Origin of the sequence: Paractinoplanes brasiliensis (assembly GCF_004362215.1) — a bacterium.
Taxonomy (GTDB): Bacteria; Actinomycetota; Actinomycetes; order Mycobacteriales; family Micromonosporaceae; genus Actinoplanes; species Actinoplanes brasiliensis.
On the sequence record NZ_SNWR01000001.1, the window covers coordinates 6,231,402 to 6,255,658 of the forward strand.

The 24,257-nt window shown below is 70.6% G+C and carries 18 protein-coding genes; 9 read left to right on the forward strand and 9 right to left on the reverse strand.

Features of this window, described 5'->3' with window-relative positions:
* The first annotated feature begins 14 nt into the window (after positions 1 to 14).
* A complete protein-coding gene (locus tag C8E87_RS28330; RefSeq protein WP_133875900.1) occupies positions 15 to 860 on the forward strand; it encodes a helix-turn-helix transcriptional regulator in 846 nt (281 codons plus the stop codon).
* A gap of 129 nt (positions 861 to 989) precedes the next feature.
* On the opposite strand, the gene C8E87_RS28335 is transcribed toward C8E87_RS28330, so the two are convergent.
* Positions 990 to 2,156 carry a sensor histidine kinase gene (locus C8E87_RS28335; RefSeq protein ID WP_203720721.1) on the reverse strand — a complete coding sequence of 389 codons (1,167 nt, stop codon included), beginning with the start codon at positions 2,154 to 2,156 and terminating at the stop codon, positions 990 to 992.
* Positions 2,153 to 2,821 (reverse strand): response regulator transcription factor, encoded by a 669-nt coding sequence (locus tag C8E87_RS28340; protein WP_133875901.1) that lies wholly within the window; start codon positions 2,819 to 2,821, stop codon positions 2,153 to 2,155. The genes C8E87_RS28335 and C8E87_RS28340 overlap by 4 nt, the downstream gene beginning before the upstream one ends.
* A gap of 145 nt (positions 2,822 to 2,966) precedes the next feature.
* On the opposite strand from C8E87_RS28340, the gene C8E87_RS28345 reads away from it, so the two are divergent.
* From C8E87_RS28345 to C8E87_RS28360, 4 genes are read left to right on the forward strand one after another with little or no spacing between them, the layout of a single operon-like run.
* Entirely contained in the window at positions 2,967 to 3,467 is a 501-nt protein-coding gene (locus C8E87_RS28345; RefSeq protein ID WP_133875902.1) for a hypothetical protein, read from the forward strand.
* A complete protein-coding gene (locus C8E87_RS28350) occupies positions 3,464 to 4,531 on the forward strand; it encodes a peptidoglycan-binding protein (protein ID WP_133875903.1) in 1,068 nt (355 codons plus the stop codon). The genes C8E87_RS28345 and C8E87_RS28350 overlap by 4 nt, the downstream gene beginning before the upstream one ends.
* Positions 4,528 to 5,226: an ABC transporter ATP-binding protein gene (locus C8E87_RS28355; protein WP_133875904.1), complete on the forward strand. Its 699-nt coding sequence runs from the start codon at positions 4,528 to 4,530 to the stop codon at positions 5,224 to 5,226. Before C8E87_RS28350 ends, C8E87_RS28355 begins: the two co-directional genes overlap by 4 nt.
* A complete protein-coding gene (locus C8E87_RS28360) occupies positions 5,223 to 6,437 on the forward strand; it encodes an ABC transporter permease (protein ID WP_133875905.1) in 1,215 nt (404 codons plus the stop codon). The genes C8E87_RS28355 and C8E87_RS28360 overlap by 4 nt, the downstream gene beginning before the upstream one ends.
* Before the next feature lie 164 nt (positions 6,438 to 6,601).
* Here the strand turns inward: C8E87_RS28360 and C8E87_RS28365 are convergent, their stop codons facing one another.
* Positions 6,602 to 7,537 carry an SDR family oxidoreductase gene (locus tag C8E87_RS28365; protein WP_239080331.1) on the reverse strand — a complete coding sequence of 312 codons (936 nt, stop codon included), beginning with the start codon at positions 7,535 to 7,537 and terminating at the stop codon, positions 6,602 to 6,604.
* 328 nt (positions 7,538 to 7,865) lie between these two features.
* Positions 7,866 to 10,919 (reverse strand): PAS domain-containing hybrid sensor histidine kinase/response regulator, encoded by a 3,054-nt coding sequence (locus C8E87_RS28370; RefSeq protein ID WP_239080330.1) that lies wholly within the window; start codon positions 10,917 to 10,919, stop codon positions 7,866 to 7,868.
* Between the two features lie 291 nt (positions 10,920 to 11,210).
* Between C8E87_RS28370 and C8E87_RS28375 the strand changes: the two genes are divergently transcribed.
* Positions 11,211 to 12,497, forward strand: a complete 1,287-nt coding sequence (locus C8E87_RS28375; RefSeq protein ID WP_239080329.1) for a serine hydrolase domain-containing protein — start codon at positions 11,211 to 11,213, stop codon at positions 12,495 to 12,497.
* Between the two features lie 332 nt (positions 12,498 to 12,829).
* On the opposite strand, the gene C8E87_RS28385 is transcribed toward C8E87_RS28375, so the two are convergent.
* The 3 genes from C8E87_RS28385 to C8E87_RS28395 form a co-directional block, all read right to left on the reverse strand.
* Positions 12,830 to 15,412 (reverse strand): cation-translocating P-type ATPase, encoded by a 2,583-nt coding sequence (locus C8E87_RS28385; protein WP_133875908.1) that lies wholly within the window; start codon positions 15,410 to 15,412, stop codon positions 12,830 to 12,832.
* A gap of 217 nt (positions 15,413 to 15,629) precedes the next feature.
* Entirely contained in the window at positions 15,630 to 16,250 is a 621-nt protein-coding gene (locus C8E87_RS28390; RefSeq protein WP_133875909.1) for a DedA family protein, read from the reverse strand.
* Positions 16,247 to 17,110, reverse strand: coding sequence for a universal stress protein (locus C8E87_RS28395; RefSeq protein ID WP_133875910.1), 864 nt, complete (start codon positions 17,108 to 17,110; stop codon positions 16,247 to 16,249). Before C8E87_RS28395 ends, C8E87_RS28390 begins: the two co-directional genes overlap by 4 nt.
* Before the next feature lie 216 nt (positions 17,111 to 17,326).
* Here C8E87_RS28395 and C8E87_RS28400 point away from each other — a divergent pair, with 216 nt between their 5' ends.
* The 3 genes from C8E87_RS28400 to C8E87_RS28410 all read left to right on the forward strand — a co-directional run bounded on the left by C8E87_RS28400 (position 17,327) and on the right by C8E87_RS28410 (position 21,792).
* Positions 17,327 to 18,079, forward strand: coding sequence for an ABC transporter ATP-binding protein (locus tag C8E87_RS28400; RefSeq protein ID WP_133875911.1), 753 nt, complete (start codon positions 17,327 to 17,329; stop codon positions 18,077 to 18,079).
* 11 nt (positions 18,080 to 18,090) lie between these two features.
* A complete protein-coding gene (locus C8E87_RS28405; RefSeq protein ID WP_203720720.1) occupies positions 18,091 to 20,520 on the forward strand; it encodes an FtsX-like permease family protein in 2,430 nt (809 codons plus the stop codon).
* A 150-nt stretch (positions 20,521 to 20,670) separates the two neighbouring features.
* Complete coding sequence (locus tag C8E87_RS28410) at positions 20,671 to 21,792, forward strand: acyltransferase family protein (RefSeq protein WP_133875912.1); 1,122 nt, start codon at positions 20,671 to 20,673, stop codon at positions 21,790 to 21,792.
* Between the two features lie 162 nt (positions 21,793 to 21,954).
* Here C8E87_RS28410 and C8E87_RS28415 read toward each other — a convergent pair whose 3' ends face one another.
* Both C8E87_RS28415 and C8E87_RS28420 read right to left on the reverse strand, forming a co-directional pair.
* On the reverse strand, positions 21,955 to 23,145 hold the full coding sequence (locus C8E87_RS28415) for an acyltransferase family protein (protein WP_133875913.1): 1,191 nt from the start codon (positions 23,143 to 23,145) through the stop codon (positions 21,955 to 21,957).
* A gap of 119 nt (positions 23,146 to 23,264) precedes the next feature.
* Entirely contained in the window at positions 23,265 to 24,203 is a 939-nt protein-coding gene (locus tag C8E87_RS28420) for a CE1 family esterase (RefSeq protein WP_133875914.1), read from the reverse strand.
* Positions 24,204 to 24,257: the final 54 nt, after the last annotated feature.

Genomic DNA, 24,257 nt, shown 5'->3' on the forward strand with positions numbered 1-24,257 from the left:
TCGAGGGAGAGATCGTGATCGACCGGACGAGCTTGGCCACGTTCCTCCGGCGCCGCCGGGAATCGCTGCAACCGGGAGATGTCGGCCTCCCTCGCGGTGAACGCCGCAGAACCGGCGGCCTGCGGCGTGAGGAGGTGGCGGCCCTGTGCCAGATCTCGACCGACTACTACTCGCGACTGGAGCAGGGGCGACAGTCGCGGCCATCGGCCCGTTTGATCGCCTCCATCGCTCAGGGGCTCCACCTGACGCTCGACGAACGGGATCAACTTTTCCGGCTCGCCGGGCACCGCCCGCCTCCACCGGGGGTGGGCGGCGACCACATCAGCCCTGGCCTGCTGCGCATCCTCGATCGTCTCGGTGACACGCCCGCGGAGATCGTCACCGAGCTGGGCGAGACACTGCGGCAGAACCAGCTCAGCGTCGCGCTCACCGGGAATCTGACGAACTACCGCGGACCTGCCCGCAGCATCGCCTACAGGTGGTTCATCGATCCCGCCGCCCGACGGTTGTACCGGCCCGACGATCACGCCTTCATGTCGCGGTTGTTCGTGTCAGCGACACGGGAAGCAGCTGTCCTGCGAGGTCCGGATTCCCGCGCCGCCGGCCTCGCCGAGCTTCTGCTGGCTCGCAGCGCCGAGTTCAGAGTCCTGTGGGAGGACCACACCATCGGCGTTCGCCCGCGTGAGGTCCAGCGGTTCGACCATCCCAAGGTCGGCAGACTTGACCTGATCGGTCACCATTTGATCGACCCGAGCCAATTTCATCGGTTAGTTGTCCACACCGCCGTCCCGGGCACCGAGAGCTACGACAAGCTGCAGCTGCTGGCCGTCGTCGGTGCGCAGTCCTTCCTGACATGGTGACGATGAGGTCGTACTGCTGACCGGAATGGCCATCGGAGCCGGAACGGCTGTCGCGGCGCCGCCGAACGGCTGGTCCAGGAGCAACAGGCCGGCGATGGGGTGAATCGTGAGCGGCCGGGCGGTTCGCGATCAGGTTGGCTGCGAGGCGCTGAAGTGGCCGGAGTCGCGGCGTGCGGTGGTCCCGGTGGCGGGAATCCGCACCTCCACCGCCAGGCCGCCGCCGTCGAGCGGTCGAGCGTGGACCTGCCCGCCGTGGGAGGTGGCGATGGCCTGCACGATGGACAGGCCGAGCCCCGCCCCGTCGCTGTCCGCGGTGCGGCCGCCGCCGCGCCAGAACGGCTCGAACAGCCGGGCGGCGTTCTCCGGATCCACGACCGGTCCGGTGTTACTGACGGTCAGGTGTCCGTCGGGTCCCAGGCGCACCGTCACTCGGCCACCGGGCATGTTGTAGCGGACCGCGTTGTCGAGCAGGTTACGGACGAGCTGGGTGAGCAGCGTCGCATCACCGGTGACCGCGCAGGGCTCGAGGTCGTGGGCGAGAACCGGCCCGTCGGCGGGACAGTCCTGCACGGCCTCGCACATCACGTCCCGCACGAGGGTGTCGAACGGCACGGGATCGTTGCGGCGGGTTCCCTGTTCGCCTCGGGCCAGGGTGAGCAGTCCGTTGATCAGCGCGATGCTGCGGTCGTTGTTGCGCAGCAGTTCGTCACGAGCCCGACGGATGCGTTCCGGATCGGCCGAGGAGAGGCCAACCTGAATCGCCGTACGGGCCACGGCGAGCGGTGTGCGTAGCTCGTGGGAGGCGTTGGCGATGAATCGCGCCTGGGCGTTGAACGCTCCGTCGAGCCGGTCGAGCAGGCCGTCGAGGGTGTCGGACAGGTCCTTGAGTTCGTCCGCCGGCCCTGCCATGGCGATCCGTTCGTGCAGGTTGTCCGTGGAGATCCGGCGTGCCTGGGCCGTGATGGCGTGCACCCGGCTCAGCACACGACCGGTGACCCACCAGGCCAGCAACCCGACGATGACGGTCATCGTCAGGAGGGCGGCTATCCATTGGACGAGGATGGTGCCGATCGCGTCGTTGCGCTGCACGGCGATCGCGTCCAGCAGGTGCGACGAACTGGTGGCTTCGGTTCGGCCGCCCACCGGCGCCGTGTACTCCGATGGCAACTCCGCGCCGACTCTGGTGATCACCAGGCGGTTCTGCACGTAGACCATCGCGACCACCAGAGCGCCCACGACCAGGAAGACGCCGGTGTGCAGGAGGGTGAGCCGCAGGCGCAGGGTCAGCCGGTTCACGCTGCCCGCCCGGCCATGCGGTAGCCGACGCCCGGCAGGGTCTCGATGGCTGTCGGTTCGCCGAGCTTGCCGCGCAGCCGGTGCATCGTGATGCGAACCGCGTTGGTGAACGGGTCGGCGTTCTCGTCCCAAACCGTCCGGAGCAACTCCTCGGCGCTGACGACGGCGCCGCCGGCGGCCATGAGCGCGGCCAGCACGCCGAACTCCTTGTTCGACAGCACGACCGGCCGGCCGTCCCGAGTCACCTCGCGCAGGCCCGAGTCGAGGGCGATGCCTCCGTGCCGCAGCACCGGTGGCAGCGCGGGCCGGGAGCGGCGCCCCAGCGCGTCCACCCGTGCGACGAGTTCCTCGAAGTCGAACGGCTTGCCCAGGTAGTCGTCGGCGCCCAGCCGCAACCCGGTGACCCGGTCGCCGACGTCGGCCATCGCGGTGAGCATGAGCACCCGGGCGCGCCCGCCGTCGGCGATCAGTCGCCGGCAGACCTCGTCGCCGTGGGCGCCGGGAAGGTCCCGGTCGAGCACCACGATGTCGTATTCCCCGCTGCCCAGTTTGTCGAGCGCTGTGGTGCCGTCATGGGCGAGATCGACCGACATGGCGCGGTCCCGGAGCCCCTCGGCGATGTACCGGGCCAGCGTCTTCTCATCCTCCACCACGAGCACGCGCATGTGTTTCACGCTAGCCGCGCCCACCTTTCACCGCCGTAACAAGCCCTGCTTCGACCCGGTGAAACGCCGGTGAAACGCCGGGCTCCGTAGAACTTTGGCGAGCGACCGGCGGCGGCCGGCCGACTGTCCGGTGGATGGAGTGATCATGCGGAGATTGACCTGTATGGCGTCGCTGGTTCTGGCGCTTGCTGGTGGGCTGCTGGCTGGATGCGGTGACGGCGGGGCCGCCGAGGACGGGGTGGCCAGTGCCGGAGGACGGGCGCCGGCGGCCGCGCCGAGCGCGTCGGCGACCACGAACGACCCGGCAGCTTTGGCGAAGTGCCTGCGCGACAACGGCCTCGACGTGAAGGACCCGGAGCCGGGTTCGGGTCAGCTCACGCTGCCGGAACCGGGCCCCCTGCTGGACGCGGCGATGAAGAAGTGCGAGCAGTACGGCGTCGGTGTCATGCAACGCACCGGCGTGGACGTGAACGACCCGGACCAGCAGGAACGGCGGCTCAAGTTCGCGTCGTGCATGCGTGAGCAGGGCGTCGACTGGCCCGACCCGAAGCCCGGCGAGCCGATGGAGATGCCCCAGCAGACGCCCCAGTTCATGACCGCGTTCGAGAAGTGCACGCAGAGCGTCCCGCTGGCCGGTGGTCGATGAAGACCCGGACGAAGGTGTGGACGGCAGCCGCCGTCACGGTGGTGGCTGCCGCGACCGCCGGCGTCCTGATCGTGCCCGGGGTGAGCCGTGACGATCGGACGACGGCGGCCGCCCCGGAGCCGACGGTCGCCGTCGTCCGGACGAACCTGGTGCGCACCGAACAGGTCGACGGTGAGCTGGGCTATGCGGGATCTGCCACGGTCACCACCACGAGCAGCGCGATGGTGACCTGGCTGCCGCAGCCGGGTGACACCATCTCTCGCGGACAACACGTGTACGACCTCGACAACGTGCCGGTGCCCCTGTTGTACGGCAAGCTGCCGTTCTGGCGCGACCTGCACAACGGGGTCGAGGATGGTCCGGACGTACGCGTGCTGGAGCAGAACCTGCGAGCGCTCGGCTACGGCGGCGGGCTGACCGTCGACGAGCACTTCACCGCGGCGACCTCGGCAGCCGTCCGGAAATGGCAGAAGGCCCGCGACGTCGAGCGGACCGGGCGGGTGAACGCCGGCGACGTCGTCGTGCTGCCCGGTGCAATTCGCGTGGCGGACGTCAAGGCCAGGATCGGCACGCGGGCAGGCGGCGACGTTCTCACCGCCACCGGCACCCGCAAGCAGGTCACCGTCGACCTTCCCGCCACCAAGTCCGATCTCGCGGTCCGCAACAGCAAGGTCACCGTGGTGCTGCCGGACGGCAGAACGGTCACCGGAAAGATCACCGCCGTCGGCACGACCGCCAAGGCTCCGGACGACCCGCAGGACGGCCGCGACAAGACGCCGACCCTGCCCGTGACGGTCCTGCTCGACGACCCGGCTGAGACCGGCGCGCTCGACGGCGCCCCGGTCACCGTCAACTTCCGCGGCGCCGTCCGCGAGGGCGTGCTGGCGGTGCCGGTCAACGCGCTGCTGGCCCTCGCCGAGGGCGGCTTCGGTGTGCAGGACGTGTCCGTCGACGGCACCAGACGTATCGTCCCGGTCCGGCTCGGCGCCTTCGCCAACGGCCAGGTGGAGGTCATGGGCGACGGCTTGACCGCCGGCATGAAGGTGACGGTGCCGGCCGGATGACCAGCACACCACCGGTCATCGAGCTGGACCGGGTCACCAAGGAATATCCCGGTGGGGTCCGCGCCCTGCACGATGCCTCCCTGCGAATCAGGGCGGATGAGCTCACCGCGATCGTCGGGCCCTCCGGCTCCGGCAAGTCGACCATGTTGCAGCTCATGGGAACCCTGGACCGGCCGACCAGCGGGACGGTACGCATCCTCGGCCACGACGTGGCCCGGCTCACCGATCGACAGTTGTCGGCCGTACGCGCGAGCTGGATCGGCTTCGTGTTCCAGCAGTTCTATCTCACGTCCCACCTGACCGCGGCGCAGAACGTGGCGAACGGGTTGTTCTATCACGGTGTCTCCGGCCGGGACCGCTTGCGGCAAGCCGTGACCGCGCTGGACCGCGTCGGCCTCGGACACCGTCGCGACCACCGCCCACATGAACTGTCCGGCGGTGAGCGGCAGCGCGTCGCGATCGCCCGCGCCCTGGTTGCCCGGCCCGCCGTCGTGCTGGCCGACGAGCCCACCGGGGCGCTCGACTCCCGCTCCGGCGACGCCGTCATCGCGCTGCTGCACGAACTGCACGCTGACGGCACCACCATCACCGTCATCACCCACGACAGAGGGATCGCCCGCTCGTTCCACCGCCAGGTGGAGATCCTCGACGGCGAGATCCACCACGACAGCGCGAGGGCGGTCCACAGGCCGTGAAACAGAGCATCGAAACACCCCCGCTGCCCCGTGCTGCGCGGCTGCGCACTGGCGACCTGATCGCCGCCGGCCTCACCGGATTGCGGAGCCGCCCACTCCGCGCCGTGCTGTCCGCGCTGGGCATCGCGATCGGCATCGCCGCCATGGTGGCCGTGCTCGGCATCGGCGCCGCCGGCCAGGCCCGGCTGATCGACAAGATCGCCGGCCTCGGCACCAACCTGCTCACGGTCACTCCCGGGCAAAGCCTGTTCGGCAAACCGACCCCGTTGCCCGACGACGCCGTCGGCATGATCGGGCGCATCGGCCCCGTCGAGTCCGCCACCGCCACCGGCAGCGTCAAGGACGCAACCGTGCGGCGTACCGACAAGATCGATCCCCGCGAGACCAAGGGCATCGAGGTCGTCGCCGCCCACCCCGGCCTGCTGTCCACGCTCAAGGGCGGGCTCGCCGCCGGCGCGTGGCTCAATCCGGCAACCGCGCGATACCCGGCGGTCGTGCTCGGCTCCACCACCGCCCGGCTGCTCGGCATCGACCAGCCCGGGCAGCAGATCTTCATCGCCGGGCAATGGTTCACCGTCATCGGCGTCCTGCGGCCGCTCGACCTCGCCCCGGAGATCAACACCTCGGCCCTGGTCGGCTGGGACGCGGCCCGGAAACACCTCGGCTTCGACGGACATCCCACCCGCATCTACGTACGCTCCGCCACCGATGCCGTCATCGCGGTCCGTGACGTGCTCGCTCGTACGGCCAATCCGCAGGACCCGGACGCCGTCAACGTCGGCCGGCCCTCCGACGCGCTGACCGCACAACTCGACGCCGAGAGCACGTTCAGCAGCCTGTTGCTCGGGCTGGGCGCCGTGTCGCTGCTGGTCGGCGGCGTCGGCGTCGCCAACACGATGATCATCTCGGTGCTCGAGCGCCGCCAGGAGATCGGTCTGCGCCGTGCCCTCGGCGCCCGCCGCCGGCAGATCCTGCTGCAATTCCTGACCGAGGCCGTCGCCCTGTCCGCTCTCGGCGGTGTCGCCGGCGCGACCCTCGGGGTCGCCGCGACCGTGGTCTACGCCTCCCTGCAGGGCTGGCCGGTGATCCTGCCGGGCGCCGCGATCACCGCGGGAGTCGCCTCGTCGATCGCGATCGGGGCAGCAGCCGGCCTTTATCCCGCTCTGCGCGCCGGGCGGCTGCCGCCCACCGAAGCACTGAACACAACCTGATCCCGCCGTGCAACCGGAACTGCGCGGCACCGCGGCCGGGCGCGATCTGAGGACGGATCACGTGCCGATCATCGAGCCACGACGACGCCCGCATCATTCGAGCCGGCCGCCGACGTCTCCCGGCGCACAGCTGCGGATGGTGCGCCGACAGCCTGCCGCAGGGGTCAGGCGGGAAATTTCACTCCGACCAACCGCTCGGAGACCTCCCAGATTCTGCGTGCGTCGTCCATGCTCCGCAGCGGGGCCCACAGCTGCTGTTGTGCGGGTGGGCCGCCGACATTGCCGATGCCTTTGGGACCGTAGAACTGCCCGCCTTGTGAATCAGGGCCGGTCGCGGCGAGGAGTGCGGGCAGGGCTGCGGAGGGGACGGTGCCGACCACACCGACGCGGGACAGCACACGAATCATGCGGCGGCCGCCGGTTTCGGTTTGACGTCCAAGTCCGGGTTGAGCGGCGAGCAGGTTGGTGGGGGAGACGCCGGGGTGGGAAAGGTTGCTGGTGATGCCCCAGCCGCCTGCTTGGCTGCGCTCCTGGAGTTCGCGGGCGAACAAGCCGACGGCGATTTTGGATTGGCTGTAGGCCTTCATGACGTCATAGCTGTGTTCCCAGTTGATGTCGTCCCAGTTGATGGTTCCGCCGCGGGCGGCAATGCTGGTCTGGTGGGTCACTCGGGCCTTGCCTCGCTGCAGCAGCGGCAGCAGTCCTTGGGTGAGGAGGAAGTGACCGAGGTGGTTGGTGCCGAGTTGCAGCTCGAAGCCGTCCTTGGTGACCTGGTGCGTGGGTGGTGTCATGACGCCGGCGTTGTTGATGAGGACGTTGATGGGACGGCCCTCGTCGACGAGCTGATCGGTGAATGCGGTGACCGAGTGCAGGGAGGACAGGTCGAGGACGCGGGTGGTGACTTGCGCCCCCGGGTGGAGGCCGCGGATCTGCTCGGCGGCCTTTTCTCCTTTGGCGAGGTTACGGACGGGCATGATGACCTCGGCGCCGGCTCCGGCGAGGCGGGTGGCTATGACGGAGCCGATCCCGTCGCTGGCGCCGGTGACGACGGCGAGTTTGCCGGTCATGTCGGGAATCGTGATGTCGATGTTGCGGGTCACGGGCGGTCTCCTTGGCTGGTCGATGCCGGTCGGCGTGTGTGGTGATCGTGTCGTATCGGGCCCTGCGGATTCAGGGCTTCCTCGACCGTGGATCGCCGATCCCATGCTGAGAGACGCCGGGTCCGGGAAGGTGATCGCTCGCGCTGCCGTCGAACGAGACCGCGCGGCACAGCGGTCATGCGGCGACGAGCGTCTGACAGTTCAGATCGATTCGTCCCAGCCGTAGCGATCACGATCCTTGCCGCACGTTGTCCGCCGCCGCCCGTACGCCGATTGTTGAATCACAAGCGAGCACGGGCTGCGCATTCGGCGAAGGCGAGTAGAGCTTTCACTGCGCTGTGAGGGAGTGCTCGGCCGGTGTGCCCGCCGTTTGCAGGACGGCGCGGACGCGGTCGAGCAGTTCGCGGCTGGTGAAAGGTTTCTCGACGAGGGTGACGCCGTCGGGCAGGGTTCCGTTCTCGGTGAGGACGGGCTCGGCGTAGCCGGACATGTAGAGCACCGGTATACCGGGGCGGCGTTGTCGGACCCGGGCAGCGACTTCGTTGCCCATCATCCTGGGCATGATCACGTCGGTCAGGAGCAGGTGGATCGGGCCGGAGTGGGTTTGGGCGAGGTGTATGGCTTCGGCGCCGTCGGTGGCGGCGAGGACGTGGTAGCCGGCGCGGGTAAGGACGCGGGTGGTGATTTGGCGCAGATCGTCCTCGTCCTCGGCCATCAGGATGGTTTCGTGGGGTCGCGTTCCGGTGGGGGTTTCGACGGCGGGAAGGGCGGCAGCGGGGGTGGAGCTGGGCTCCGTGGAGGTTTCGACGGCGGGCAGGATGATGGTGACGGTGGTGCCGATGCCCGCTTCGGAGTACAGGCGTACGTCGCCGCCCGCGGCGGTGGCGATGCCATAGACGGTGGCCAGGCCGAGTCCTGTGCCGGAGCCCTTGGGTTTGGTGGTGTAGAACGGTTCGAAGGCTCGTTCGATGACCTCGGGAGGCATGCCGCTGCCGGTGTCGCTGACGCGTAGGCGTACGTAGTGGCCGGGAGGCAGGGTCCCGCCGGTGCTGTCGTCGTCGGCGATGTCGGCGTTGCTGGTGTCGAGGGACAGGGTGCCGCCGGCGGGCATGGCGTCGCGGGCGTTGACGGCCAGGTTGAGCAGGATCTGTTCGAGCTGGCTGGCGTCGGCGTGGATCGGCCTCAGCTGCCGGTCGAGGCTGGTGATCATGTGGATGTGCTCGCCGAGGGAGCGGCGCAGCATCTGCTCGACGTCGCCGATGACGTGGTTGAGGTTGAGGACGGTGGCTTGGGTGATGTCGCGCCGGCCGAAGGCCAGCAGTTGCTTGGTGAGCCGGGCGGCACGTTCGGCGGCACGGCCGACCTGTCCGAGATCGTTGCGGACCTCGGCCAGTTCGGCCGGGTCGATGGCGGGCTTGTCCAGGGTTTCGATGGCCATCTCGGTGTAGTTGCTGATCACGGCGAGGATGTTGTTGAAGTCGTGGGCTACGCCGCCGGCGAGTTCGCCGAGGCTTTCCAGCCGTCGGGCGTGCTGCAGGCGGCGTTCGCTGGCGTCGCGTTCGGCTTGGGCGATCAGCCTTTCCCGTTCGGACTGGGCGATCAGCCGGTCGGTGACGTCGCGGATGGCGGTGGTCACGATCATGCCGCGGTTCGTGTCGACGGAGGAGAGGCTGATCTCGGCGGGGAACTCGGTGCCGTCCTTGCGGACGGCGGTCAGCGCCGCTCCGGCCCCCATCGGCCGGCTACGGGGGTGGGCGAAGTAGCCGTCGCGGTGCTGCTTATGAGTGGTGCGCAACCGTTCGGGCACGAGGACGTCGACCGGTTGACCGAGCAGTTCCTCGCGGGGATAGCCGAACAGTCGTTCCGCCTGTGCGTTGATGAGCGTGATGGTGCCGTCGCGGGTGACGCCGATGATCGCGTCCGGCGCTGCTTCCAGAAGTCCCTCGAACATCGCCTCGGCCCGCTCGCGTTCGCTGATGTCGCGCGAGATCGACGCCACCCCGGTGATCACGCCGGTGGCATCGGTGATCGGTGACAGGGTCAGCGACACGGTGACCGTTGAGCCGTCTTTGCGGCGGCGCGTAACCCGGTACTGGTCGATGTTCTCGCCGGCGGTGATGCGCTGCATCAACTGTTGCTCGGCCTGCTCCTGCCCCGGCGGGAACAGCATGGATGCGTGCCGGCCCAGGATCTCGTCACGCCGGTAGCCGTAGAGTTGCTCGGCTCCGGCGTTCCAACTGGTGATCACCCCGCCGAGAGTTTTGCCGATGATCGCGTCGTGTGACGACTCGGCGATCGCGGCGAGGCTTTCCCGTTCGGCCAACGTCTGCGCCCGCCCGGCCAGCGCCGCGGCGTGACCGGCGAGTTCGGTGAAGGCCTCGACGTCGTCCTCGGCGAACAGGCTGCGGTAGCGGTTGAGCAGCAGCAGCGCGCCGCGCCCGTCCGGTGCGTCGACCGGTCTCGCGGTCACGAACCGGGTATCGGTGGCCTGAGCCAACATCACTGCCACGACGGGTGGGCGGGTCCAGCCCGCCAGTGCGTCGATCGGGTCGTCGGCGCCCAGCAGTTCGTCCAGGCCGGCCGTCGTGCACTCGAGCGTGTTCGTCGGCAGAGCGGCGCAACCCACCACCTGCACTGAGCGATCCGGTGCCGGCATCAACACCGCCAGGGTGTCCGCGCCCAGCACCGTTCCCGCGTCTCGGCAGTAACTCTGCCACGTCCGGGCCGACTCGTTGGCGGGCACGGCCAGAAGCCGGCGCATCGGTGCATGGGTCGCGGCCCGGGCCCACATCCGACGCACCCCACGCGGCGGCACGAAGGCCAACAGATACAACACACCGGAGACCACGGCGAGCACTCGCGCTTGCACCGCGGCGCCGGTGGCGGAGATCAGCAACGCTGTGCCGAACACACCGGTTCCGGCGGACGCGCACCACAACCGGGCCCGTGCCGCGCCGCCGCGCCGATGGGCCTCGGCGGCGAGCAACCACGCCGCGACGGCCTCCACGGCGAAGAACACGATCACGGCCGGCCAGACCGCCGGCCGCGGAATCGGCCGTGCCGCCGACGCCATGACCGGCAACGCGCTCAACGCCCACACCGTGCCCGCCGCCGGTAGGCACCAGGAGCGCAACGGACGTAGCCGGCTGACCAACCGCAACGTGAACACGGGTTTCGCGAGCAGCAAGCCGACGGCGAGGATCATCACCGTTCGCGGTGGCGCACCCACGAACAGGCCGGCGACTCCGATCACGAACAGCATCGCAACCGACGCGAACATCCACATCACGTCACGCAGCAGCGGGTCCCGGCGCCGTAGATATCGCCACGACACCCACGCCAGGATGAACGCGAACAGCAACGTGACCAGGATCAGCGCCATGACAACCTCTGTCCCACCGATGGGCGTTCCCCGATATCAGCGCAATACCGTTCAGGGTATGACAAGAGAAGACGAAATATGCTCGAGTCGCCCTGAAGCGGCGTGCGCCCTCGGCCCTCGGCCGGCCCGGGGAGATCGATTCGCCCCCTCTCGTCGCGCTCGTCAGTTCTCTGAAGCGGGTGAGGCAGAGCAGGACCGACTTTGCCGCGGTCCTAAGTGAGTCATGCCTGTCAATCAGTTCCCCGCTTCGGGGATTGCCGACGGGGAGCGACACTTGGCATGATCTCGGCCATGTCGCTGACTCGCCGCCACCTCCTGGGCGCCGGCGCTGCCGCGCTGACCGCCACTGTCACCGGCTGCGGCCGCGACGCGTCGGGCTGGGTCGACGGGCGGTCCGCCAGTGGGCAGGGGGCGGGAGCCGCCGCCGCGGCCGCACCGGCCTATGTCGCCCCGCTCAAGGCGGTGCTGGCCAAATACCTGAAGCCGACGACGGCCAACCCGAAGCACCCCACGTACGCCGGGGCAGCGCTGGTCGTCATGGTCAACAACTCGACCACGGCCAACCTCGCCGTCGGGCACGCGCTGCGCTACGGCGCCGGCCCGGTCGAGCTGGCCGCGGCCAAGCGGGTCGCGATGCGGACCGACTCGATCTTCGATCTGGCCTCGCTGACCAAGGTGTACGTGGCGATCGCCCTGCTCCAACAGGTCGACCAGGGCAAGGTCGACCTGGACGCGCCGGTCGTGCGCTACCTGCCCGGGTTCACCGGCACGGGCAAGAGCGCGGTCACCGTACGCATGCTGTTGACCCACACGAGCGGGCTGCCGGTCGGCGTCACCGGGGTCAAGGGCCTGTCGGTCGCGGCCCAGCGGGCCAAGGTGCTCACCACCCCCCTGGTCAGCGGCGCCGTGCCCGGCAAGACGTTCCGCTACTCCAGCGTCGGGCTCATGGTGGCCGGGCAGATCGTCGAGAAGGTCACCGGCCTCGCGCTGGACGCGGCCGTCAAGAACGGCGTCACCGCACCCCTGGGTGCCCGCTACATGGGGTTCAACCCCCGCACATGGCTCACCGCGGCCGACCAGGCGGCCCGGCTGGCCGCCACCGATGCCCGCACCTCGCGCGGCCTGCTGCGCGGCACCGTGCACGACGACATCGCGTACCAGATGGGCGGCGTCATCGGCAGCGCCGGCATGTTCGGCACCGCCCGAGACGTGGCCCTGACCGGCCAGATGCTGCTGGCCGGCGGCGTCTATGGCGGCAAGCGCATCCTGTCGGCCGAGATCGTCAAACAGATGCTGGCCAACCACAACGCCGGCCTGCCCGCGGTCGACCCGGAACGCCCCGGCCGCCCGTCCGACCACGGCCTCGGCGTCACCCTGCGCCAGCCGTGGTTCATGGGAACCCTGTCGGCGGCCACCACGTTCGGCCACACCGGCTTCACCGGCACCTCGCTGCTGGTCGACCCGCGCAAGAAGCTGGTCGTGTCGCTGATGACCAACCGGGCCCACCCCAACTGGAGCTGGGCCAACCCCGACCCGATGCGGGCCGAGATCGCCACCACCCTCGACAAGTACCTCTGAGGCGTTGGCTGGTCCGACTCAACGCTGCCATGCCAGGCCGGTGTCATCCCACGGCGGTGCCGAGCAGTGCTCCGATGCCGTAGGTGACGGCCATCCCGAGGGCGCCGCCGAGTACCAGGCGCAGCACCGCCCGTCCGGGCCGGGCACCGCCGAGCCTTGCCGGTGGCGGCCAGGGCGGCGAGGACCACGATAAAGGTGATCACCACGCGGATGCCGGGGCCCGCGGGTGGTGGCGCTGTCCGGGGATGACCGCACGCCGTGGACCTTCGAGGAGTTCGGCCGCCGCCTGGGCGATCGGTATCGGACGCTGCGGGTCGGGGCGGAGCTGCGGATCAGCGCCGCGACGGCCCCGGCGTAGGTGTTGCCGGGCGTCGTCCGGGGTGCACGAGGCGGTCCAGGCGGATCGCGGCGTAGCCGAGGGTCGAGAGCGCGCAGATGATCAGCAGGTCGAGCAGCGGCACCGGTTCGGTGCCGAGCAGCTCGTTGAGCATCGGTAGATAGAGGCCGGCGAACTGCAGGGCAAGGGCGGCGGCGACCGCGACCAGCAGCATCGGGTTGGCGCGGCTGCCAGGACGGGCGCGGGAGCCGAGGGCGACGGCGAGCTGGGTGGCGCCGAGGGCGAAGAAGGCCATGCTCTGCCAGGGCCGGTCGGTGGCGTTCGCCCAGACGGCGATGCCGAGCGTGACGGCGGCGATGACCACGCCCACGCGCAGGATGCGCTGCCAGAGACCGGCGCCGAGCACGGATTCGGCGGGAGGGCGGGGTGGCCGCTTCATGACGTCGGGCGGGGCGGGTTCGCTGCCGAGGGCGACGCCGGGCAGGCCGTGGGTGAGCAGGTTGACCCAGAGGATCTGAGCGGGCAGCAGGAACAGCGGCAGGCCGAGGAAGGGCCCGGCGAGCATGACGGCGATCTCGGCGGCACCGCCGGACAGTCCGTAGAGCAGGAAACGGCGGATGTTGGCGTAGACCCGGCGGCCTTCTTCGGCGGCGGCGACCACAGTGGCCAGTTCGTCGTCGGCGAGCACGAGGTCGGCGGCCCGGCGGGCGACCTCGGTGCCGCGCAGCCCCATGGCGACGCCGATGTCGGCGTGGCGCAGGGCGGGTCCGTCGTTGACCCCGTCTCCGGTCATGGCGACGATGTCGCCGGCCTGGCGGCGGGCGGTGATGATGTCGAGTTTCTGTTCCGGGGTGGCGCGGGCGAAGACGCGGGCGTGGCGAAGCCGGTCGGTTGCGGAGGGTACCCGGCAGTCGATCACATCGTCGCCGATGTCGATGATGCCGACCTCGGTGGCCACGGCGCGGGCGGTGGCGGGGTGGTCGCCGGTGATGAGCACCGGGGTGATGCCGGCGGTCTGGCACGCCGCGATGGTCGTGGCCGCGGACGGGCGGGCGGGGTCACGGATGCCGATCAGGCCGAGCAGCCGCAGCCCGCGTTCCCATTGCTCGACCGGCGGGGCGGTGTCGTGGTCGGCCTGCGCGACGGCCAGAACGCGGTAGCCGTCGCCGGCCAGGGTGTCAGCTTGTTCGGCGCAGCGGGTGATCAGGGCGGGAGGCTCATCGAGGAACATGGCGCTGAGCAGGACCTCGGGTGCTCCCTTGCAGATGATCCGTACGCCGCCGGACTGCCGATGCACGGTGGTCATGCGTTTGCGGTCGCTGTCGAACGGCAGTTCCCCGACGCGCGGCAGGGCGGTCTTCAATGCGGTGGGGTCGAGGCCGGCCTTTCCGGCGGCGGCGAGCAGGGCCGCCTCGGTGGGGTCGCCGAGCGCGGCCCAGTCCCCGTCCGGGGCGGCGGGGGAGTGGATGGTGGCGTCGGTGCACAGCGCGGCGGCGGTGAGCAGCCGGCCGACGTCCGGGGTGTTGTGCGCGGTGACCGGGCGGCGCTTGCGGCGGATGGTGCCTTCGGGGGAGTAGCCGTGGCCGTCGAGTTCGGCTGTGCCGGTGGGTGTCCAGAGCCGGCGGGCGACCATGCGGCCTTCCGTGAGGGTGCCGGTCTTGTCGGTGGCGATGACGGTGACCGAGCCGAGGGTCTCCACGGCGGGCAGTCGCCGGATGAGGGCGTGCCGGGCGGCCATCCGACGGGCGCCCAACGCGAGGGCGAGGGTGACGACGGCGGGCAGCGATTCGGGCACAGCGGCGACGACGAGGCTGATCGCGGTGACGACCATCAGTTCGAGCGATTCGCCGCGGGCCAGCCCGAGCGCGAGCACGACGGTGCAGAGCACCACGGCGGTGCCGGCGAGGATGCGGCCGACGCCGACCAGGCGGTGTTGCAGTGGGGTGAGTCCGGATCCGGTGGCCATCAGCCCGGCGATGCGGCCCATGGCGCTGGTCGTGCCGACCGCGGTGACCATGGCACGGCCCCGGCCGCGTACGACCACGGTGCCGGAGGAGACGATGTTGTCGGAGTCGGCGGACTTGTCGACCGGCACTGACTCGCCGGTGAGGGCGGACTCGTCCACCAGCAGGGCGGCAGCCTCGGTCAGGGTGGCGTCGGCGGGCACGATGTCGCCCTCGGTGAGGACCAGCAGGTCTCCGACGACGACCTCGGAGGCGGGGATCAGCCGCTGCCGGCCATCGCGCAGCACCCGGGCCTCGGGGGCGGTCATGGTGGCCAGTGCGGTGATGGCCTGGTCGGCCTTGACCTCCTGGATGACGCCGACGGTGGTGTTGACGACGATGACCAGGGCGATGACCGCGGCGTCGGTCCAGTCACCGGTGACGACGGTCAGCGCGATCGCGACGAGCAGCACGATGATCAGCGGGTCGCTCAGCTGAGTCAGGACCCGCCGCCACACCGGCACGCGTTTGCGCGTCGGCAGCGCGTTGGGCCCGTCGTGTTCGAGCCGCCGTGCGGCCTCCCCGGACGACAGACCCGGGCCACCACCGGACGCGACGCGAACGTCACTGGCCATCTCAGCCGCCTCCTCGCCTCGGCGTCCTCTCCCACGTTGCATCGGCGATCGGTGGCTGCCCAGGGTCACCCGGCCCCGAGGACGTTGACCATCTGCCCCTGGCCTGGCGGCCCGAGGAGCTGCCCGGGTCCGGAGCTACGGCGGTCGGGCAGGGCCGTCCGTACGAGGGGAATGAACCGCCGGCGAAACCGGGCGGCAGGAGCCTCGGGTACGCCGATCACTGCTTGGCGCCGGCGTGGTGGCTGCGGCGGCCGCGAAGCCATCCCATGCCGAGTGGGGCAACGGAGACGGCGACGACGCCGACCAGAATCAGTTGGATGTGGTCGCGGACGAACGGCACCCGCCCGAGGAAAAAGCCGAGCACGGTGACACCGCTGCCCCACAGCGCCCCACCGATCACGTTGCAGGCCGTGAAGGTGCGATATCGCATGCGGAGGGAGCCGGCGACGATCGGGGTGAACGTGCGCACCACCGGCACGAATCTGGCCAGGACCACGGCATGGGGCCCGTACCGGTCGAAGAACCGGCGAGTCCTGAGGAGGTTCTCCTGTTTGAACAGCCGGGAGTTCGGGCGGCGGAACAGCGGCGGCCCGAGCCGCCGCCCCGTCGCGTAGCCGACCTGGTCGCCGGCGATCGCGGCGGCGGTGACCAGCAGGCACAACTGCCACAGCGGCAGGTGCAGGACGGTCTGCTGGGAGACCAGCAGACCCGCGGTGAACAGCAGGGAGTCGCCGGGCAGGAAGAACCCGACCAGCAACCCGGATTCGGCGAAGACCAGCGCGAGTATCCCGGCCACGCCGAAGGTGGAGATCAGCACCTCGGGGTCGAGAAACCTCATGGCTCGCGGGCGGGGTCGTGCACCACCAGCACCGGCCGGTGAGCGTGGTGCAGGGTCGCCATGGCGACGCTGCCGAGCAGGATCTCCCGAGCGGCGGAGCGCCCGCGCGAACCGACCACCACGACGGCCGCGTGCCGCTCGCGAGCGGCCGTGGCGAGCCCTTCAGCGACCGCCCGGCCCGGCGTGAGGTGGCCTCCGTGGGCGGGCAACCGAAGGAACTCGTGTGGTGCCTTCGGCGGGTCGACGGCGTCGTCGGCCACGGCGGCGACAACGGTGGCCCGGCTGGTGAGCAGCTTCTGGGCGGTGTTCAGGGCCAGCTGTGCGCCGGGAGATCCGTCCCAGCCCACCAGCACCGGCCCTCGGGCCAGATCCGCGCGTTCGTCGCTCAGCAGCGGATAGGGCACGACCAGGACGGGCCTGGGAGTGTAGTGCGCGACCGCATCGGAGACGCTGCCCAGCACGGCGGAGGCACCACCGAGTCCGCGGGCGCCGACCAGCACGACGTCGGCGTCCAGCTTTGCCGCCAGATCGGCGATGGCGAAACCCTCTCCTCCGTAGACCCTCTCGGTCAATGGTTCGCACGCCCATCCAGCGGCCTGAGCCAGGGTGACGCCCGTCCCGGCGATGTGTTCGGCTTCTGCCGCGCCCTCACGCTCGATCGCCGCGACGAGATCCTGCAGTCCGATCGTCCGGGTCCGCAGCCGCCGGCGGATCGCCTCGCTGGCGAACGGTGGGGTCCAGCAGAACGTGATCCGGGCATGAGCCGACGGCAACAGCACGGCTCCTGCCTCGATCGCTGCTCCTGCCGACAGCGATCCGTCGTAGCCGGCCAGCACTCGTACGGCTGAGGTGTCGTCCATGAACTTCACCTGCTTCCGGGATCAGGCTTCCAGCGTCGCTGGTCGTTCCGCGGTCGCGGGAGAGGCTGAGTCCTCGCCAGGACCGGCCGTTCGGCCCTGGCAGGCACTGACCCTGGGGACGCGGCGCGAGGGGTCGACAGCGCGCCGGAACGGGCCGGACGGCCCTGTCCGATCCGGGTCCGGCGTGGCAGACCGAAGGGTATGGGTGGCGCGACGATGAATTTCGGCCCGGCGGTGGACGCGCGGACCGGTGCGAAGGGAACCCGGATCGATCTGGACGACGTGTGCCGGCATTTCGTCGTCGGCGATGTCGTGGTCAGGGCGTTGGACCAGGTGAATCTGCACGTCGACGAGTCCGCGTTCGTGGTGGTGCTCGGCCCGTCCGGGTCGGGCAAGACGACACTGCTCAACCTCGTCGGCGCCCTGGACGCGCCGACCTCGGGCACCATCCGGCTGGCCGGGACGGACCTGACCACCGCGACGCGGGCGGAACGAACCCGCATCCGCCGCCGCACCGTCAGTTTCGTCTTCCAGAGCTTCAACCTCTTTCCCGCGCTCACGGCGCTGGAGAACGTGCAGTTCGGCGCCGACGTGGCCGGGCGCGCGCACGCCGAGCGGCTGGCGCAGCAGGTGCTCGAGCAGGTCGGCCTGGGCGAGCGTGGCCGGCACTTCGCCCACCAGCTGTCCGGTGGCGAGCAGCAGCGCGTCGCGATCGCCCGGGCGCTGGCCACCGGCAACCCCATCCTGCTGGCCGACGAACCGACCGGTGAGCTCGACTTCCACACCGGCGTGCAGATCCTGGAGCTGCTGCGAGCGCAGGCCGAATCCGGCAAGACCGTCGTGGTGGTCACCCACAACCGGGAGATCTCGCGGGTCGCCGACCGGGTGATCGAGCTGTCCAGCGGCCACATCGTCGCGGACGGGCCGCCCGCGGGTGGCCGCGCCGGGCTCGCCGACCTGCGCTGGTAAGGGGGTGCGGCGTGAACCGGTTCCGGTTCTGGATGCGCTGGTCCTGGCGGGACCTGCGACGCCGCTGGGTGCTGGTCGGTGCGATCGCCCTGGTCATCGCGCTGGGCACGGGCACGTACGCGGGCCTGCTCGGTACCTCGGCGTGGCGCACCCAGTCGAACGACGCCAGCTTCGCCGCCCTCCACACGCACGACCTGCGCGTCGCGCTGCCGCAGGGCAGCCACGTCCGCGAGGGCACACTGGCGGCCGTGCTGTCCGGCCTGCCGCACGCCGGTGACGTGACCGCGGCGCGGGAACGTCTCGTCGTCCCCACCCAGATCGCCGGTCCCGGCGGGCTGCTGGTCACCGGGGAACTTGTCGGCACGGACACCCGTCCCGGCCCGGTGGTCGACGGCGTCTGGATCAGCGCGGGCCGGGCGCTCGGCCTCGCCGACGACGGCCGGCCTCAAGTGGTGGCGGAGACCGTCTTCGCCGGCAAGAACAACCTGCCGATCCCGGCCGAGCTGACCGTCTCCGGCGGCGCCACGCTCACCGTCGTCGGGCGTGGTCAATCCCCGGAGTACTTCCTGGTCACCGGCGCCCAGGGCGGTGGCACCCCGTTCCTGAGCCAGAAGGCGTACGGGGTGTTGTTCGCCTCGCTGCACACCGTCCAGCAGGCCACCGGCGCGACCGGTGCGGTCAACGACCTGGTGCTGACGCTGCGCCCCGGCGCGGACCGCGACGCCGTCGCCGGCGAGCTGCGACACGCGCTCGACGCGGCACGGCCACCGGTCGCGGCCACGGTCAGCACCCGCGACGACATCGACGCCTACCGCATCCTGTATCAGGACATCGACGGCGACGCCCGGCTGTGGCGGGTGGTCGCCCTGCTGGTGCTCCTCGGCGGGGCGCTGGCGGCGCTCAACCTCACCACCCGGATCGTGGAGGCCCAGCGCCGCGAGATCGGCATCGGAATGGCGCTGGGCGTGCCGTCGCGGCTGCTCGCCGTCCGGCCGCTGCTGTTCGGCGCCCAGGTCGCGCTGCTCGGGGTGGCGCTGGGGTTGCTGGTCGGCTGGGCGATCGGGATACCGCTGCGGGCACTGTTCACCGACATGGTCCCGCTGCCGATCTGGCGAACCCCGCTGCAGTGGGACGTCTTCGCCCAGGCCGCCGCGCTTGGCTTCATCCTGCCGTTCGCGGCCGTGGCCTGGCCGATCTGGCGAGCGCTGCGGGTGCAGCCGGTGCAGGCCATCCGCGTCGGTCATCTCGCCGCCCGCAGCGGTGGCCCGGTCCGATTCCTTCGAAGGCTGCGCCTGCCCGGACGGGGGTACCACCAGATCCCGCTGCGCAACGTGCTGCGAACACCACGCCGCAGCGCCCTGACCGCACTCGGGATCGCCGCCTCGATCACCACCCTGGTCACCGTCTTCGGTTTCCTGGACACCTTCCGCGGCACCCTGGACCGGGCCGGCGACGAACTCCTGCACGCCGCGCCCGATCGGGTCGCCGTCACCCTGGACACCTTCCAGCCCCGCGACGGCGACGTAGTGCGGCAGATCGCCGGCCTGCCCGAGGTCGCCTCCGTCGACCCGGGCCTGCTCACGGGCGGCACCGCTCGCGCCGGCGGCCACCAGATCGACCTGGCCATCGAGGTCCTCGCCGCCCGCCCCGCCTGGACACCGACGCTGACCAGCGGCACCGTCCACGGCGGCATCGTCCTGGCCGACAAGGCCGCCCGCGATCTCGGCGTGCACGCCGGCGACACCGTCACCGTCGAACATCCCCGAGCCACCGCCACCGGCCTGCGCACCGTGCAGACCCCGATGCGGGTCACCGGCATCCACCCCAACCCCATGCGGATGCTGGCCTATCTCGATCAGGCCTCCGCCGGCCCGTTCGGTCTCACGGGCGCGACGAACCTGCTGACCGTCACGCCCGCTGCCGGCGCCGGTCCGGAGGCAGTACGGCGGGCGTTACTGGCCGTCCCGCACGTCGCCTCCGCCCAGACCGCCCGTGCGGCGACCGACGGCATGAAGGCCAGCCTGGACGAGTTCGTCGGCATTCTGCAGGTCGCCGCGGCGGTCACCCTCCTGCTGGCGCTGCTCATCGCGTTCAACACCACCACCATCGGCGTGGACGAACGCGCCCGCGAACACGCCACCATGCTCGCGTTCGGCCTTCCGCCCCGCACCGTGCTGGGTATGACGACCGTCGAAACCGTGCTGGTCGGCGGCGCCGGCACGATCGCCGGCATCCTCGGCGGTTACGTGCTGCTGCGCTGGCTGACCGTCACCACGATCCCGTCCGTGCTGCCCGAGATCGGCGTCACCGCCATGCTCTCCACCCGGACCGTGGTCGAAGCGCTCGCGCTCGGCGTGCTCACCGTCGCCGTCGCGCCGCTGTTCACCCTGCGCCGGACCCGTCGGATGGACATCCCTGCCACCCTGCGCGTCATGGAATAGCCGGGACCTTCTTCGTGGCGCGGGGTCCATGGACCCTGGTGTCGTGGTCGCGGCCGGCACGACGGTCAAGGCGTGGCGACGAGGAGCTCCGCGAGCGGTTCGCCATCCGGCCGGAGCGACGGTGAACCGGCTCGGTGGGCGGCCGGGCGTGTGTCCTGTCTGGACAACCTCAAGGTGGCCCTGATCGCCGCCATCATCGCGATGCACGCCGTACTCGGATATGCCGGCTCCATGACGGCGTGGTCCTACACCGAGGTCCGCGAGGTGACCCTCAACCCGGTGGCCGAGGCGGTGCTGCTCGTACTGGTCACCCCGTTCGGGCTGTTCATCATGACGTTGTTGTTCCTCGTCGCCGGGCTACTGACCCCGCCGTCGCTGGAACGCAAGGGCGCCGGGCGGTTCGTCCGGGACCGGTTGCTGCGGCTGGGTGTGCCGTTCCTCGCGTACGTCGTGGTCGTACAGCCGACGGTCATGTACGCGTTGGAGCACCCGTTGGGCAACGCGCCGGGATCGTACTGGGACAACTTCGTCGACGACGAGGGCGCTATGGACACCGGCCCGCTGTGGTTCGTGGGTGTTCTGCTGATCTTCTCCCTCGGGTACGCCGGCTGGGTTCGGGCCGGGCGCCGGCGCGCCACGGCGCCCGGACGCCGGACGATCAGGATGGGCCGGTTGCTGCTGGTGGCCGCGGTGGTGGCACCCGCGTCGTTCCTGATCCGGCTGGTCTACCCGTACGGCGGTGACAGTGGACTCACCGACCTGAACTTCTGGCAGTGGCCGGCATGCCTCGCAATGTTCGGGGTGGGCATCACCGCCGTACGCCAGGGATGGGTGGAACGGATTCCGGACCGGGTGTATCGCGACAGCCGCGCGGTGGCGGTCGCGGCCGTCGCCGCGTCGCTGGTGTTCCTGGGCGTGGTGGGTTCGCTGGATCGGATCGACGACATGATGGGCGGCCCGCAGTGGCCGGCCGTGGGGTTCACGGTGGTGGAAACGGTGCTGGCGGTGTTCGGGCCGGTGTGGCTGCTCGGCGCCGCCCAACGTCACCTCGGAGCACTTCGGCGCTGGGCCGGCCCGGCGACCGTCCGGAGTGCCTACGGCGCGTTCATGGTGCAGACTCCCGTGCTCATCGGGCTCGCGGTCGTGCTGCGTCCCGTCCCGCTGCCGGCGGAGGCGAAGGCACTGATCGTGGCGACGGTCGGCGTCGCCGTGTCCTTCCGGCTGTCTTGGCTGCTGATCAGCCGGATCCGCGGGCTCGCCCGGGTCCTCTGACCCGCTCGTCAGGCACCTCCGGCGAGAAAGCTCTCAAGCCAGGGCAGGCGTGCGCGTCGGTGTCGACGTAGCACAGCACGTCCGCCGGCAGTATCCGGGACATCGCCCGCGCGGGGTGTTCGTGCCCGGCCCAGGCGTCGTCGATGCCGCCGGTTCCCGGGATCACAGGATCCGTCGCAGCGGGGCTCGCCTCAGTCGACTGGCCAGCCAGAAGCTGGCCAGGATGCCGAGCGCGGCCACCGTGGCGCCCTTGGCCTCGGCCGGCCACGTCACCGGACGCAGAGCGATCGCCAGGGTGAGCAGCACCGGCGCCTGCAGGGTGAAGGCAATGTACGAGGAGCGTGTCCAGGTGGTCAGCGCGGTTCCGGTCAGCCGGCGCTGCGCCAGGCCACACAGCCATACCGAGCCGGCGACCGCCAGCGCGCCCTCCACGCCGGCCAGCAGGAGCGCCGGCCAGTGCCATCCGCCGAGGTAGGGGGTGGCGTCCGCGGCCACGTCGGTGACCCCGGCCGCGATCGCGGCCCCCGGCAGGGCCGCGACGATTATGAGCACGGCCCAGCCGCACGCCTGGTACAGCCGGCCGGGAACCTCGGCCAGCCATTCACGGCGTCCGGCCGCCACGCCGAGGGCGAACATGCCGATGCACTGCGGCCACTGCCACAGGTGCAGGTCGAGGATCTGGGTGCTTCGGGCGGGGAACCAGAGCCGTACCACGAAGGAGGCCAGGGTGATGGCGCCGGCCACCGCGACCAGGTGGCGTCCGCGCAGCGGAGCCGGCGGCCGGGATGGGCGCCGGACCGACCGTGCCGCGGCCCATCCCCAAGCGGCGTATCCGAGCGAGACGTAGAGCAGTACCTCGCCGAACCACATCGGTCCGGAGTCGAGGAACGGCTGCCGGTGGCGAAACTCCCACCAGTACGAGACGTTGTGGCCGGCGGCCAGGTAGGCGAACCACATGAACAACGGCCAGATCACCAGAATGAACGCGGCGACCGGCACGCCGAGCTGCAGAAGGCGCTCGACCGCGAATCGGCCGGGTCCCCTGCGGGCCATCGCCGCCTGGCTCACCAGGCCGGATACGAAGAAGAAGGCGCCGATCAGGAACAGGGCCGAGGGCCCCAGTATCGCGGTGAGCACCCACTCGACCCGCGGGGCCATGGTGACCTCGTTCACCTCGTCGTACGGCCATCCGCCGATCGCCAGGTACCCGAGCAGGGCATGCCCGCCGATGATCCAGGCGACCATGGCGGCGCGAACATTGTCCACGTACGCCAGCCGGCGTGGCGGCGGGCTGCTCGCGCGCCGCCGATCATCGACACCGCGGCCGGGATCCCGGCCCGCATCCTCGGCCACGGCCTCGACGACACCACCAACGGCCCGGCCTGTCCAGGGCCGGACGGCTCCCGGTCCGTGAGTTGCTCGCGGACGATGGACTGACACGTCGGCTCCTGCGGCGACACCCTCGCCGATCGTTACGAGCCGCGTTTCACCTGGGCAAGCAGGAAGTCGGTCACCGCCGGGGCGAAACCGGGCCCCAGCTGCGGCACATGCGGACCACCGCTGATCGTCCACGCCTGGACGGTCGAGCCCCCGGCGCACCCCTGGGTGTACGCCCGTACCTTGGTCTCGGCCCCCGGCAGGTCGGCGACCAGGTCGAGGTCGGGGGACTCGCGGCCGTCCCCTGAGCACTGGTTGTAGCCCCGCCACTGGTCAACCACGGCGGCCGCCGACGGATAGGTCACGCCGTTGATCTCGCCGCCGTCGAAGGCGATGGTCTCGTCGGCGCTGCTGTGAACGGCGAGCACGCTGACCGGTGCGGACGGCCGGCACTGTGCGGGATCGTTCCAGCCGGCGCCGTTCAGGGCGACGATCGCGGTGACCTGGTCGGCGTGATCACAAGCCATCCGGAACGCCATGAACCCGCCGTTCGAGTGTCCGATCAGATAGACACGGGCGCGGTCCACCCGGTACGAGTCCGCGATCGCGGAGATGAGCTCGCTGAGTTGTCGCGAGTCGTCGGGCTTGGCGCCGGTGAAGGCGCAACACGCGTCCGTGGCGTTCCAGAAACGTTCACCCTGGTCGTCGGTCGATCCGTCCGGATAGGCGTAGATGAACCCGTGCCGCTCTGATTCGGGGGTGAGCCGCAGGTAGGTCTCCAGCTCTTGCGCGTACGAGCTGTAGCCGTGCAGCGCCAGGATCACCGGTGCGGGCCGAGCCGGATCGTAGGAGCTGGGTACGTGCACAGTGACCTCACGGCCGGCGAACTCCACCGTGGCGGTGCCGCTGCTCGGCATCGCCGTCGGGATACTGGTCGAGGTGCGCGGGTCGTCCGTCGAGCAGCAGGCCAGCATCACCGCCGCCGCTGCCGCTGCGGCACCTGTCCGAATCGTCCGCCATAGTCGATCAGTCATCGCACCTCCCGATTCGGGACGCCACCTGAGCCTACCGGGATTCGTGCCCGCCGT

Excerpts from the sequence above, each read along its gene's own strand:
- C8E87_RS28355 (WP_133875904.1), top strand. The coding sequence starts at position 4,528 with ATGACCAGCACACCACCGGTCATCGAGCTGGACCGGGTCACCAAGGAA.
- C8E87_RS28400 (WP_133875911.1), top strand. The coding sequence starts at position 17,327 with ATGAATTTCGGCCCGGCGGTGGACGCGCGGACCGGTGCGAAGGGAACC.
- C8E87_RS28420 (WP_133875914.1), bottom strand. The coding sequence starts at position 24,203 with ATGACTGATCGACTATGGCGGACGATTCGGACAGGTGCCGCAGCGGCA.
- C8E87_RS28340 (WP_133875901.1), bottom strand. The coding sequence starts at position 2,821 with ATGCGCGTGCTCGTGGTGGAGGATGAGAAGACGCTGGCCCGGTACATC.
- C8E87_RS28375 (WP_239080329.1), top strand. The coding sequence starts at position 11,211 with ATGTCGCTGACTCGCCGCCACCTCCTGGGCGCCGGCGCTGCCGCGCTG.
- C8E87_RS28350 (WP_133875903.1), top strand. The coding sequence starts at position 3,464 with ATGAAGACCCGGACGAAGGTGTGGACGGCAGCCGCCGTCACGGTGGTG.
- C8E87_RS28385 (WP_133875908.1), bottom strand. The coding sequence starts at position 15,412 with ATGGCCAGTGACGTTCGCGTCGCGTCCGGTGGTGGCCCGGGTCTGTCG.
- C8E87_RS28345 (WP_133875902.1), top strand. The coding sequence starts at position 2,967 with ATGCGGAGATTGACCTGTATGGCGTCGCTGGTTCTGGCGCTTGCTGGT.
- C8E87_RS28390 (WP_133875909.1), bottom strand. The coding sequence starts at position 16,250 with ATGAGGTTTCTCGACCCCGAGGTGCTGATCTCCACCTTCGGCGTGGCC.
- C8E87_RS28370 (WP_239080330.1), bottom strand. The coding sequence starts at position 10,919 with ATGGCGCTGATCCTGGTCACGTTGCTGTTCGCGTTCATCCTGGCGTGG.
- C8E87_RS28395 (WP_133875910.1), bottom strand. The coding sequence starts at position 17,110 with ATGGACGACACCTCAGCCGTACGAGTGCTGGCCGGCTACGACGGATCG.